Genomic DNA, 13,304 nt, shown 5'->3' with positions numbered 1-13,304 from the left:
CGTGACACGAATTCTTGTCGATCCTGACATCCTGATTGTAGGGGCGCCCCTCGTGGGTGCCCGGTAGTGACCGGCTTCCGTGCCGGTCATTCGCGGGAGGGCAGGCACGAGACCTGCCCCTACTCGGATGGTGAATCGTGGCACGATTTTCTCATCAGCTTTCCGGCCTAACTGTAGGGGACGGACCTGCGTGTCCGCCCAAATGAGGGTAGACACATTTGTCAGCCTACTTTTTTCAGTACAGCAATTGCAGAATCAACGACCCGGCCATATGCGTGAAAACGTATCTCTGATGCCTGCGCCAAGGTTCTGAAAATCCTGTCCTATCTGTTGAATAACTCCAGCAGGCTGCTGACTGGCAGGCTGCTGAGTACGTTCTTGAGCTGGTGGCTGCGCAACGCCTATAGGTCTTGGAGAAGCTGATTGAGACGTCTGGGAGGGATGGCCGAACGAGTCCAGAATGAAGTTCCCTATGGGATTTCCGCCTAATGGCTGAGCGGGAGGCAGAGAAGATCCATATTCCGGAGTTCCGGAACCACCGGGAATTCGTGCCGTTACTGTTCCATTAGCATCCGGGACAAGGGGAGGGGCTGGAGGTCTTTGGCCTCGTGGAGGTGTGTACGGTATTGCGGCTGGCAGCGGTGGTAACGATCCGCTCTGAACCCCTGTCTGCACCGGAGGCTGATTCTGAGCAGTTCCCGGCTGATAAGGCACGGGTTTCCTCGATCCGGACGGCACCGGAGCAGGAGTTTTTGCCTGTTTTGTGCTCAACCTGCGCTTCGTTCCCTGCGCTTTTTCAGTATCTTGCTGAGGAGGAGCAACTCTGACAGGGGGTGGAGATTGGGGCGGCTGTATGCCGGTAACGGATGGCATCGTGGGATTCTGCACCGGACCCTGTTGGGCCATAACCGGTGGAAAGGGTTCCGAATCACGATACTGCGTTTGCTGGAACACGTCGGCATTATCCGACTCCATTTGCGCAAGTCGCTCCGGGTACGTGACTTCATCTCCGGAAAGATGCCTGCCCGGGAGCTCCGGAGACTGAACAGATTCAGCGGCAACAGTTGTGGCTCCCGGTTGTAACAATGATTCCAGAAAAGCGCTCTCCTCGGGATCTTCCCAGTTCACCATTCCTACGGCATTGGCTACAACTTTTCCGTTTCGGTCAATTACATAAGTGGTCGGCACTCCGGACACTTCATAAATAGCCTGTGAATGCTGATTCACAATAAACGTTGTCTGCGTCCCGGATCCGACGGCAAATCTCTTGGTCGTGAATTGTTGAGCAGGATCGTATGCCAGAGTAAAGCTGAAGCGGCCCCTTTGCCCATACGCTCGAAGATCGTCCTTATGATCGAAAAGGTTCACTGCAACGATTTCGAGGCCACGAGATGCATATTTTCGATAAATCCGTTCGAGAACCGGTTTTTCCATGGAACAAGGAGGACAATCAATTTTCCAAAAATTGAGGATAACGATTTTTCCTCGGAGTCTTGATAGCGCAACGGACTTGCCGTGTATATCCTGCAACTGCATTTCTCTGGCAGGGTCAGGTCTGGAAAATATGTGAATGTTGGAAATCCGATCCGGACCGCGTGATCCGATAGCTGTACCTGTGACCGTGCCTAAGGACAGGATCATACAGAATATAAAGAGCTTTCGATGAAACATGAGACGCTTCCTTGATGAGAAGCCTGCGAAATTGATTTTCGATGCTATAACATAATGATACGGATTTCAAGGATTTTATAGAACACGTCGAATCTCTTGCATTTTCTTCTTCGTTATCATATATACGGCAGTGTCTGGGGGGACGAGGCGATCGCTGACATGAAAATGTTGGAGGAAAGTCCGAACTCCATAGGGCAGAATGCCGGGTAACGCCCGGTGGGGGTAACCCCAAGGAAAGTGCCACAGAAAAGATACCGCCTCTCGAACGGGAGGTAAGGGTGAAAAGGCGAGGTAAGAGCTCACCGGTTTTCGTGGTAACACGAGAGCCTGGAAAACCCCATTCGGAGCAAGACCAAATAGGGAAGCGCTTGAGGATGGCCCGTCCGATGCTTCCGGGTAGGTCGCTTGAGGCGACGGGTGACCGTCGTCCCAGAGGAATGATCGCCGCCCGTTCTTCGGGAACAGAATTCGGCTTATTGTCCCCCCGGACTCAACACGAGGCCCGCCATGCAAGAGAAATCTGATCTGCAGAGCCAAAAGGACCAGGCAGGCGGTTCCAGGAAACGCTCACTCCTGAAACTGCTGCTGACCGTCGGATTCGCTGTTGCGGCCGTGGTCGTCGCCTACAAAATCGGTTCAGATATGAGGGCGCCTTCTTCGGTCTCCCCGAAAACGGAGCCTTCCTTCGGTCGGAGTCAATCTGACAACCTTTTTTCTTCCGGTAAACTCCTGAAGGGAGTCGGACAGAGTCCCGTAGATCCCTCCAAAGTCCTTTTCCCTTCTATGGAAAAAACTTTGGATCCGAACGGACCCACGAAAGCGAAGACGTGTCCGCCCGGAGTTTCGGCAGGCGCATCAACCGTTTCGGAAACACAACATGCAGATGATAGGACGGCCGAAGCTCCTATTCTGCCGAGCGACCGGGAACCGACTCTCAAAACAGAAGAAGGTCCATCAGTGGAGGCTCGCGTTCCGGAACCGACAGTTGCCGTTGCTGAAGCGACAGACGGTGCAAGCGATCCTGCAGTGAAAACCGGCACGATTCTAGAGACTACTCCGCAGGACAAGGGTGGCCCGACAAAACAAAAAACTTCACCGAAGAAGGAGGTTGTCGCCACCACTCCGCCGAGTGCGCCGGAAATTAACGATAAGAGCAAGGCTGAGCAATTCCAGTTACCGGGATCGATGACAGTCAAGATTCATAATTACTCCGGTGCGGTTGCGAAGTGGGGATTGATGGTTATCCTTGACGATTCTGCTCATATGGCGAGAAAGAACCGCCTTTGGGCCGGGAATCGACTGAAATCTGCCACGAATCTCATCGAGAAAATTCCCGAAGGCATGCCCCCCGGATCGAAACTGGCAGTGCGGGATTTCCAATGCAGTAAACCGGACAAGGATCGAAAGAAAAAACCTGCTCCCTGTCTCAGCCGTATGCTATACGACTGGTCCGAAGCTCCGTTTCCGGGACTCAATGACAAGTTTGCCGAGCTTTCTCCTGGTGGCGTCACCAATCCTTGTGCGGCAGCGGCTTTCTCCTTGAAGAAGGATTTTGAAGCTATCAAAGCAAGCAAGCTTTCCCCGCGAGTGCTCATTGTTACGGACGGTTCCGGCAAATGTCTAAAAGCGGATGCGGCTGCTATCGTGGAACAGCTTTTCGGAAAAGAATCTGCGCGTGTCGATGTTCTCGGGCTCGGCATGGCAAAAAACAAGGACTTTGGCTATTCCAGTTTGGCAAAGAAAACGAATGGCGTCTTCTTTACCATGAATAACCCCGGCGATACGGATCAAGTGCTCTCCAGGTACGGCAAAGCGCTCAAGGCTCCGATTATGGAAAAAATCACCATCAAAGGTGAGAAGTCCGTGTTCACCGCGGTTCCCGGAGAGGAAGTCACTTTGGTTCCTGGAGAATATTCCGTGGAACTCCCTGTGGTTGCGGGAATCCAATCATCGAAGCGAACCATTCAAAGCGTGAAGATCAGTTCCGGAGAAGCTGTGGTGCTTGACATCAAGGTGAAAAAAGGAAAGCTGACAACATCCCGGTCTATTCGGAAACTGAATTGAAATTACTTGTATTTAGAGAATAATGGGGAGACGTCTTATATTAGAGTTTTCCCCGCCTGTAAACCACTCCAAGCAACTTTTATCATCCGTCGGAACCCGAAATTCCCGGAAGAAATTCGAATTTCGGCGAATATCAAAGGTTCTTGAGGTAGTGTTCGGGGAAGGATTTGTTAGAATACCAATCTGCATTCAAAATCCCTCCATTCCCCCTTTATAAAGGGGGAATGGAGGGATTTTCGTCCAACTTTGAATGCAAATTGTTATAAGAAGTTCCGACCCGTGACACAATTGTCCGAATCGGTCCGGTCTCCCATGCAAACCAAGAAACCTTCCTCCGGTCTGCGCCGGTCCTCTTCCCCGGCATTCTTTTTGGAGATGGAGATCGGCATCCCCAAAATGGGCCTGTGGTCTGTACTTTCAGGAATGCTCGTCCTGATAGCAATGAAGCTGTTGTTCTCCCTGACAGTAAGACCTGTTCCTTCGCTGATAACACTCATTGCAATGGCTTCGGGTAGTGCAGGAATGTATATGGGAATACGTGCTCTCACGTTCCAAGTAGCACTGGGCAGAGCAAGAAAGGCTTATCCCAAGAACCCTAAAGGCATGGTGGTCCGAGGTAACGAACTTCCCCGAAATGCCTTTCTCCTCGTTACCGTTCTTCCTGTGACCAGCATTCCCCTGATGTGCCTTGCGCTCTACGAATTGGGTGTGGCTTTTGGACCGAAGATGTGGATAGTCATTGCAGTTGGGACGGCTATCTCTTTGAGAGATCTCATAGCAGCCGGGCATGTGTTACTCGTCGGGCCCAGTCGGTGGATTCGAGAAACTCAACGAGGATTGGACGTGCTTCTGCCCATGGAAGCTGTCGGAGATCTCCAGAAACCGGGAAAACTGTGAAAACTTCTTGGCGCGAATTCCAGCGATATTCTTCAATTCTTCCAGGCTCGTGAATCCCCCAATCAAATCCCTGTGAGACACTATCCTGCCCGCAAGCACCGGCCCGATTCCGGGAACGGCCCGAAGATCCGATTCATCGGCAACATTCAAATCGAGTTTCTTCCGAGTGTTTACTTTGTGAGTGCCGGATATGTTGCCAATGTCGATTTCCGACGCATTGCCGGTCAGACGAATGGACCTGTCACATGGCACCCAAGGAACGAGAATCCCAACACAATGAACTACGAGCGCAATTATTCCCACAAGTATCAGCCCCTGCACTTGCCTGTTCACTCGGGGTATGCGCGAGTACTTCATGAGCCTCGATTCGCCAAATCCTTCTGGAGCTTGTAATCGATACTGTCAACAAGGGCGTCCCAAGATGCTTGAATAACATTCTGACTGAATCCCGCCGTCCACCACACCTGGTCGCCGTCTGTGGATTCTATTAAGACTCGCACCGTGGCACCGGTTCCGGACGTTCCTTCCAGCACGCGGACTTTAAAATCTGTCAGCATCACTTCGGTAACACATGGATAGAAGAGTTGAAGTGCTTTGCGAAATGCCAGGTCGAGCGCATTCACCGGACCGTTCCCTTCGGCTGCGGAAAACTCCATTTTGTCGCCAACCACGATTCTGACGACTGCATCGGAATACGTCTTGGTATCGCCCTGGCGTTTCATATTGCTGACATGGAATCCGTGGAGCGTAAAAAACTTCTTGTGCAGACCGAGCATTCTTTTCATGAGCAACTCGAAGGAGCCGTCCGCCACTTCATAATGTGCGCCCCTCGCTTCAAGATCCTTTATGGTCTTGAGGATCTCGTTCACCCTGGGATCTTCGGGCTTGAGAGGTATCCCGTACTGAGCGGCTTTTTGGACCAATGCGGCTCGTCCGGCCTGCTCGGACATGGGAAAGATGCGGTTGTTTCCCACGAGAGTGGGGTCTATGTGCTCGTACGCAATGGTGCTCTTCATGACCGCACTCGTGTGCAGCCCGCCTTTATGCGCGAAAGCGGACGCTCCTACGTACGGCTGAGACTTCAGCGGCGTCCGATTCGCCATCTCATCCACGAATTCGGAAACATGTTTCAGGAGCCGCAACTTTTCCGGTGGGAAATCCAGTAATTGCATCTTCACAGCCAACGCCGGGATGATGGAAATCAGGTTGGCATTGCCACAGCGCTCTCCGATGCCGTTGATAGTCCCTTGAACGTGAACAGCCCCGGCTTGCACAGCAGCTAGAGTATTAGCAACAGCGGTTTCCGAATCGTTGTGGCTGTGAATGCCGATGGCCGCGGATACGTGTTTCTTCGTTTCTGTGATGATTGACGAGATTTCGGAGGGAAGACACCCGCCGTTCGTATCGCAGAGAACCAGGACCGTTGCTCCTTTTTCTTCAGCGGCACGCAATGTCTGAATTGCGTATTCCTTGTTCCGTTTAAAACCGTCGAAAAAGTGTTCCGCATCGAAAATGACCCTGGAAAAGTGAGGCAGCAGAAATGCTATGGTGTCCTCGATCATGGACAAATTCTTTTCCAGGGGAATTGCCAGAATCTCACGAACATGAAGATCCCAGCTCTTGCCCACAATCGTCACGTATTCAGTACCCGTCTCAATAAGACTTGCTACCTGGGAATCCTTTTCCGGAGTTAAATCCGATCTGCAGGTACTTCCGAAAGCTACGATACGTGAATGCTTGAAGGGGATATCCTTGGCCGCTTTGAAGAACTTGCGATCCTTCGGATTAGATCCCGGGTATCCGCCTTCGATAAGATCGATACCCATTTCATCGAGCTTCTGAGCAATCCTTATCTTATCGTCCAGAGAGAACGTTATTCCCCAAGTCTGAGCACCATCCCTGAGTGTGGTGTCGTACAGCTCAATTCGAGTCAATCACTTGCCTCCATCCCAATGCAGCGTGTCTTCTCAACGCTTACAGGAAATCCCTTATGTGCAAAGATTCACGCCGATGCCTTATCCAGCTCGAACACATCATGAAGAGTGCGGACTGCCAACTCGGCGTACTTTTGGCTGATAACGCAGGATATTTTAATCTCTGACGTGGAGATCATTTCTATATTAATTCCTTCTTTGGCCAGTGCGGTAAACATTTTTGCCGCAACCCCCGAATGAGAGCGCATTCCCAGTCCGATTATGGATACTTTGGCAATATCGGAGCTGCCTGAAATCTCTTCTGCGTGCAAATCCTGCTTGAGTCGCTGGCAAATCTCCAACCCCTTCTTCAGATCTGCTTCCGGAAGCGTGAACGAAATGTCCGTCTTACCTGCTTCACTGGAATTCTGAATGATCATATCCACAACAACGTTAGAATCGGCAAGCAGCGAGAAGATAGTTGAAGCAATCCCCGGTTTGTCCTCTACTCCGGAAATCGTTATTTTTGCTTCTTTGGTGTTGCAGGTGACGGATCTTACTGATTCTTTCTCCATATCTGAATTCTCCTCGGTTACCAGAGTACCCTCATTATCTGTAAAACTGGATCGAACCACCACAGGAACTTTGTAGCGCATAGCGAATTCAACTGCCCGAATGTAAAGCACCTTGGCCCCGAGCGAGGCCATTTCGAGCATTTCTTCGTAGGCTATTTTGGGTATCTTGCGGGCTTTGGCCGTAATGTTGGGGTCTGTCGTGTATACACCGTCAACATCGGTGAATATTTCGCACAGATCTGCATTCAAAGCAGCCGCGACTGCTACAGCAGAAGTATCTGAACCGCCTCTACCCAGAGTGGTGACATTCCCGGCATCGTCCACTCCCTGGAATCCCGCAACCACAATGATATGGCCAGCTTGCAGATCCTTCAAGAGAGCCTCTTTCTTGATATCCGTGACTCGTGCCGATCCGTAAGCTGCGTCGGTGACGAGCGGTATTTGCCACCCGCAATAGGAACGAGCCTTGTAGCCCATAGATTCCAAGGTGATTGCCAGGAGCGCTATGGTTACCTGTTCTCCCGTGGATATGAGTACGTCCACTTCTCTTTCATTCGGCAAAGGAGATATCTTTTTTGCCAACCCGAGAAGCCTGTCCGTTTCGCCCGACATTGCGGAAACAACAACTACGACATCGTTACCTTTGTCTTTCGTTGCAGCGACTTTCCGCGCAACATTTGCGATTCTATCGAGATCGCCGACAGAGGTTCCTCCGTACTTTTGAACGATCAACGCCATAATGATACTCCGTACGGTTTCTTAATTACCCGATATCAGCAAGAGCCTTTCGAGACGAGCTTCAGACTGAAAGGCTCTCATGATCCAGCTTCATGCCCTCAGGAATTTCTTTCAGAATCAACGGCATTCTCTCTCGCCAGGGGCTTCGATCTTGCCATTCCAAAACGATTATCCGAGTATCGGTTCGATCCGGCGCCTGGAACCGGACCACCAGAGCATCGTCTTCGGTCCAGGAAATTCTTTCGGCCCATTCTACAAGAAGGGCTCCACCCTGATCCAAAGCATCTTCAAGTCCTATGCTTTCAACGTGTTCGGGAGCAAGTCGATAGAGATCCGCGTGGTATACGTCGAAATCGCCCTCAAACCGGTTCATTAACGTGAAGGTGGGACTCACCACATCTTCCCGGGGGGCTCCGGTGGCTTGGGCAATCAAACCTTTCGCCAATCTTGTTTTTCCCGATCCTAGTTCGCCGATCAAGAACACCATATCGCCAGGTCTCAAAAATCTGCCCAGAGCCGCTCCTACTTCCATGGTTTCTTCTTCCGACCGGGTAATAAGACTGACGGACCTGAGCATTGTCAAAATGCCTTCTTTTTCATTGCATCAGGATAAGAAAACCTTTTCAACTTGATCACGGTCGCAGACGCAACGCAGTACCCTGAAGCAACGGACGTTCTCCTTTATTAGCCATCGATCTGTGTGCCGACAGTCAAACGTCAACGCGCAAGAATACGCTATGCTTCCCATTTTTTCAAGTTTTTGAGGATGTAATGCCATTTGTAGCTAAGTCAATGTTTTATTGGCATTAATTCCACATGGATCGCCTGAATTTCGTGACTGCGTATCTGAGAAATGAAGAGCAGATATTTCTGTCGGGATTTCGCAAAGCGGCATGAAAGACGAGCCGTAGTTTGGCATCGCACAACCATCTTCTGCGTATTTCAGCAGAGATCATATTAAAACAGTCGACAGTTCAATCTTGTATGTTGTGCGACATCATGCTAGTGTTCCGCTCCAGAAGATCGCAACTGCATCTGCAGTCGATCGGGTTACACATATCCCATGGGAGTTCTTCTTCACTGTTGCATGGAGTTTTTAAAATCTCTTACTGCTCTGTCAGAGCATCATTTTAGAAGAACTCGGCGTCCGTTTGTCACTCTCAGTTATGCTCAGAGTCTGGATGGATGCATATCCGCAAAGCCGGGCGAAGCACTACCTCTCAGCGGACAACAATCGCTTACTCTCACTCATCAACTCAGAGCGGCTCATGAGGCTATTCTCGTGGGCATCGGAACGGTGCTTTCGGACAATCCTCGGCTGAATGTGAGGCTGGTTCACGGTAGCAGTCCGAGACCGATTGTGGTGGACAGCCGTCTCAGGCTTCCGCTGGAGTGCAATTTGCTCAACCAGGATTCCCGACGCCCCCTCGTTATCGCTGCGCCCGGACACGACGAGGTCCGTCGCGAGGCTATCGAAGCCACTGGAGCCGAGGTGATCACTGTACCGCGAAACTCGAGGAATCTCGTGGACCTCCATGCGATGCTGAACAATCTCGGTAATCTGGGTTTCAAGAGTCTCATGGTGGAAGGCGGTTCACGTATCATAACGAATTTTCTTCTCGAAAAACTTGCCGACTACATTGTCCTGACCGTCGCTCCGGTAATGGTCGGAGGTTTGCGGGCTGTCAAAGACTTGGGATTGCCGGGACCGGAGAATTTTCCGCGCGTCTCGAATCCGCAACACCGGTGGTTGGGAGAAGATCTCATTTTATGGGGAGATCTGGTCTAGTCCCAAATTCAACAGAGACCGTATGAAGAATCTTTCAGTGCATTTTGTGGAACCGTATCGGGTAGAACCGAGAGAAGAGCCTGTTCCGATTATGGCGTCCGATCAGGTCCTTGTCAAAACCATATGTTCGGCCATCAGCCCTGGGACCGAAATGCTGGTCTATCGAGGACAATGGCCGGCAAACCTGGCCATTGACGAGTCCATTCCCGCGCTTGGCGGCACCTTCTCCTATCCGCTCAAATACGGATACGCATGTGTCGGTGAAATTGTTGAAACCGGAGCGTCGGTTTCTCGGGAATGGCTAGGAAAATCGGTATTCTCATTCAATCCTCACGAGAGTTATTTTACCGCAAAACCGGAGCATCTGATTTCTCTTCCCGAATCACTGAATCCCGAAGAGGCCGCATTCATCCCGAACATGGAAACTGCTGTAAGCTTCCTGATGGACGGTAAGCCGCTCATCGGCGAGAGGGTCGTAGTCATAGGGCAAGGCGTCGTCGGGCTGCTCACCGCGGGATTATTGGCGAAACTGCCGCTTGGACTGCTTCTGAGTCTTGACAATTTTCCGTTAAGACGAGAAAAATCCCGGGGGATGGGTGCACGGTCTTTGGATCCGGCTGACGGGCATACTCTCCCTGAGATTCAGGATTTACTCGGCTTGAATGGCCTGCAAGGTGGGGCCGACCTGGTGTACGAGCTTTCGGGCAATCCAAAGGCCCTTGACACTGCCATAGCGCTCACAGGATTAGGGGGCCGCATTGTTGTCGGTTCCTGGTACGGAGAAAAGAAGGCAGAACTGGATCTGGGAGGTCGTTTTCACAGAGCGCGGATAAAGCTGATCAGCAGCCAGGTTAGCACCATGGCTCCTGAATTTACGGGGCTCTGGACGAAGGCACGAAGACTCACAACCGCGATAGCAGCTTTGAGCACAGTCCGGCCGGCTGAACTTATTACTCACAGGTTCAAGATCGACCGTGCAGCGGAAGCATATGAAATTCTGGACAAGCATCCTGAGCAGGCAGTCCAGGTGATTTTGGAATATGGGGGAAATTATGCATAGCAGTTCCGGGTATTCGGTAGCAGTCCAGAGGGACTTTGTGGCACAGCATTTCCTTTTTGGAGGGGACTGGGGAGCTGAGAATCAGCGACATTCACACCATTATCGCATAGAGGTACAACTGGAAGGGGCCGAGTTGGACCAACACGGGTACCTCGTGGACATCGTAGATATCGAGACTCAGTTGGAAGCACTCGTTTCGTACTATCGGGACAAGACTCTGAATGAACTCCCTGAATTCCAGGGATTGAACCCGAGCATAGAGCATCTGTCCAGGATCTTTTGTGATACCTTCTCGTCCAGAATCAGCGCAAAGAATATTACTGTGATAACAGTGAAGATCTGGGAAAACGAGATCGCCTGGGCATCCTTTCGGAAAGAGCGCTCTTGAGAATAGGACTGGTAATATACGGTCACCTTGGAATCGTTACCGGAGGCTTTCTCTACGACCGCATGCTCGTAGAGCATTTCCGTGCATGCGGCGATTCCGTCGAGGTGTTCTCGCTTCCCTGGAGAACGTACGGCGTTCATCTTCTCGACAATTTTCGATTCGGATTCCTCAAGAAACTGAGCACCGCGCGGCTGGATATCCTCATCCAGGATGAGCTGAATCATCCATCGCTCTTTCTCCTGAACCGATTGCTGAAGCAGCGTACGAAGTATCCGCTTGTCTCCATGGTGCATCATCTCAGGTGCAGCGAACTGAGGCCGAATTATCAGAATAGATTGTACGGGCTTGTGGAAAAGGACTATCTCTCGGGGGTACACGCCTACATCTACAACAGCTTTACCACTCGATCGGTTGTGCAAGCGCTCGCAGGGGTGTGCGATCCGTCTGTAGTGGCGTATCCCGGCCGCGACCCGCAGGCTTCGCAGTTGGAGAGGAACCGGGTGGCTCGTCGGGCACGGGAAAAAGGACCTTTGCGGATACTCTTTGTTGGAAATCTCATCCCCAGAAAAGAGCTTCATACCTTGCTTTCTGCTCTTGGGCAACTGTCCCGCGATTCTTGGCAACTCGATGTCGTGGGGAGCCCGGATATCGACCCCGCGTACAGCGAACACATTCACAAAATGATCGAAACGAACCGGCTGGCCGAGAATGTCCGTTTGCATGGGGTTGTGGTTCGGGAGAATCTGATTCGGCTGTACGAGCAAAGTCAGCTCCTGGCTGTTCCTTCTTCGTACGAAGGATTCGGGATAGTGTACCTCGAGGCAATGGAATTCGGTTTACCGAGCATTGCAGGGAACGTCGGGGCCGCACACGAGATAGTGTCTCACGAGATAGACGGATTTCTGGTTCCTCCGGGAAATGCGGCAGCAGTTGCATCTCATGTTCAAACGTTGATCGATGACCGAGAAAGACTGGAAACCATGAGCATGGCCGCTCTGGACCGGTACAACCGGCATGTCACATGGCCGGAAACGGCTGATAACGTAAGGAATTTTCTTCTGACATTGGTGAAGTAGATGACAGCCCCTCAGGAATATACCTTTGCTCGCTATTTATCATCCAAGAAAAGTGTCGATGACCGCGGCCTGAACAAGAATGTCTGGCAGGCCTTGCAGGAAGCTCTCAGGTCACGTAACGTCGACCGTCCTCGCATTCTGGAACTGGGTTCCGGTATCGGGACTATGGTAGAAAGGGTGATTGACTGGGGGCTAATCGATCAAGCGGATTACTTTGCGGTGGATTCTCAGCCGGACAATACGAAAGAAGTGTTTTCGCGCATACCCGAGTGGGCCTCCGAACGGGGTTTTCAGGTCTCCACTACGAAAGATACGATTCGGCTGACCCGAAAAGACAAGCAGACAGATATTTCGCCGATCACAGCCGATGTCCTGGATTTCATGCACCTGCCTGAAAATGCTGGCTCATGGGATCTTCTCATCGCCAACGCTTTCCTGGATCTTGTGGACGTTCCATTGATCTTGCCGGATCTGCTGGCGATGCTTAAACCCGGGGGAATATTCTATTTCACAATCAACTTTGATGGAGCGACCATCATCCAACCTGAAATAGATCCCGATCTGGATACTCTGATCGAAAACCTTTACCACAGAACAATGGATGAGCGAATTATCGGAGGCAAAGCTTCCGGCGACAGCCAGACGGGCAGACACTTCTTTCAACATGCATCGCATGCAGGGGCGCAGATACTGGAATCAGGTGCTTCCGATTGGGTGGTATTCGCAAGACAAGGGAAATACCCCGAAGACGAAGCGTATTTCCTCCACTTCATCGTGCATACCATCGGCCTCGCTCTCCACGACAACCCCGAACTGGACCAAAAACGGTTCAACTCATGGCTCTCACAAAGACACGACCAAATCGACCGGGGCACTCTCGTCTACATCGCCCACCAAATGGATTTCCTCGGATACAAGATCTAACTCCAATCCGCATTAAAGCAATAAGATCGGGGAAACCCTTCTTGTAAGAAGTGTTTCCCCGAACCCCATCCCAAGAACTTCCAATATTGGGGTCTAATACCGTTTCGCCAATAAAAGAACAAAACAGAGAGGTCCGGCAGGGACGCCGGACCCTACCAGAGCCGGTAGCGGCCGGCGTCCCTGCCGGCCATATTAATGTTCATAAAAGC

12 protein-coding genes and 1 other RNA gene are annotated in these 13,304 nt (G+C 51.4%); 8 read left to right on the top strand and 5 right to left on the bottom strand.

Annotated features, from left to right (window positions below):
• Window positions 1-255 precede the first annotated feature (255 nt).
• Window positions 256-1,671, bottom strand: coding sequence for a TlpA family protein disulfide reductase (locus DESTI_RS14930; protein ID WP_014810806.1), 1,416 nt, complete (start codon window positions 1,669-1,671; stop codon window positions 256-258).
• A gap of 134 nt (window positions 1,672-1,805) precedes the next feature.
• Here DESTI_RS14930 and rnpB point away from each other — a divergent pair.
• The 3 genes from rnpB (at window position 1,806) to DESTI_RS30795 (ending at window position 4,632) form a co-directional block, all read left to right on the top strand.
• An RNA gene (gene rnpB / locus DESTI_RS29610) (RNase P RNA component class A) lies at window positions 1,806-2,163 on the top strand.
• A 15-nt stretch (window positions 2,164-2,178) separates the two neighbouring features.
• Window positions 2,179-3,735: a vWA domain-containing protein gene (locus tag DESTI_RS14925; protein ID WP_014810805.1), complete on the top strand. Its 1,557-nt coding sequence runs from the start codon at window positions 2,179-2,181 to the stop codon at window positions 3,733-3,735.
• Window positions 3,736-4,014: 279 nt separating this feature from the next.
• Window positions 4,015-4,632, top strand: coding sequence for a hypothetical protein (locus DESTI_RS30795; RefSeq protein WP_014810803.1), 618 nt, complete (start codon window positions 4,015-4,017; stop codon window positions 4,630-4,632).
• Here the strand turns inward: DESTI_RS30795 and DESTI_RS31775 are convergent.
• The 4 genes from DESTI_RS31775 to tsaE form a co-directional block, all read right to left on the bottom strand.
• Entirely contained in the window at window positions 4,528-4,989 is a 462-nt protein-coding gene (locus DESTI_RS31775; protein ID WP_014810802.1) for a ComEA family DNA-binding protein, read from the bottom strand. The two genes, DESTI_RS30795 and DESTI_RS31775, sit on opposite strands and share 105 nt — an antisense overlap.
• Window positions 4,986-6,566: a citramalate synthase gene (gene cimA / locus DESTI_RS14915; protein WP_014810801.1), complete on the bottom strand. Its 1,581-nt coding sequence runs from the start codon at window positions 6,564-6,566 to the stop codon at window positions 4,986-4,988. Before cimA ends, DESTI_RS31775 begins: the two co-directional genes overlap by 4 nt.
• 68 nt (window positions 6,567-6,634) lie before the next feature.
• The gene (locus tag DESTI_RS14910) at window positions 6,635-7,858 is read right to left on the bottom strand and encodes an aspartate kinase (protein ID WP_014810800.1); all 1,224 of its coding nucleotides are present in this window, start codon (window positions 7,856-7,858) and stop codon (window positions 6,635-6,637) included.
• Between the two features lie 61 nt (window positions 7,859-7,919).
• Window positions 7,920-8,435, bottom strand: coding sequence for a tRNA (adenosine(37)-N6)-threonylcarbamoyltransferase complex ATPase subunit type 1 TsaE (tsaE, locus tag DESTI_RS14905; protein ID WP_014810799.1), 516 nt, complete (start codon window positions 8,433-8,435; stop codon window positions 7,920-7,922).
• Between the two features lie 486 nt (window positions 8,436-8,921).
• Between tsaE and DESTI_RS14900 the strand changes: the two genes are divergently transcribed.
• From DESTI_RS14900 to DESTI_RS14880, 5 genes are read left to right on the top strand one after another with little or no spacing between them, the layout of a single operon-like run.
• Window positions 8,922-9,647, top strand: coding sequence for a RibD family protein (locus DESTI_RS14900; protein ID WP_014810798.1), 726 nt, complete (start codon window positions 8,922-8,924; stop codon window positions 9,645-9,647).
• A 22-nt stretch (window positions 9,648-9,669) separates the two neighbouring features.
• Entirely contained in the window at window positions 9,670-10,707 is a 1,038-nt protein-coding gene (locus DESTI_RS14895) for a zinc-dependent alcohol dehydrogenase (protein ID WP_014810797.1), read from the top strand.
• Window positions 10,700-11,095: a 6-pyruvoyl trahydropterin synthase family protein gene (locus tag DESTI_RS14890; protein ID WP_014810796.1), complete on the top strand. Its 396-nt coding sequence runs from the start codon at window positions 10,700-10,702 to the stop codon at window positions 11,093-11,095. Before DESTI_RS14895 ends, DESTI_RS14890 begins: the two co-directional genes overlap by 8 nt.
• Window positions 11,092-12,171, top strand: coding sequence for a glycosyltransferase family 4 protein (locus tag DESTI_RS14885; RefSeq protein WP_014810795.1), 1,080 nt, complete (start codon window positions 11,092-11,094; stop codon window positions 12,169-12,171). Before DESTI_RS14890 ends, DESTI_RS14885 begins: the two co-directional genes overlap by 4 nt.
• The gene (locus tag DESTI_RS14880; RefSeq protein WP_014810794.1) at window positions 12,172-13,095 is read left to right on the top strand and encodes a class I SAM-dependent methyltransferase; all 924 of its coding nucleotides are present in this window, start codon (window positions 12,172-12,174) and stop codon (window positions 13,093-13,095) included.
• Window positions 13,096-13,304 lie beyond the last annotated feature (209 nt).

This window comes from Desulfomonile tiedjei DSM 6799 (assembly GCF_000266945.1).
Taxonomy (GTDB): Bacteria; Desulfobacterota; Desulfomonilia; order Desulfomonilales; family Desulfomonilaceae; genus Desulfomonile; species Desulfomonile tiedjei.
The sequence above is the reverse complement of the archived record's forward strand: the minus strand, read 5'-3'. Positions and strand labels throughout refer to the sequence as shown.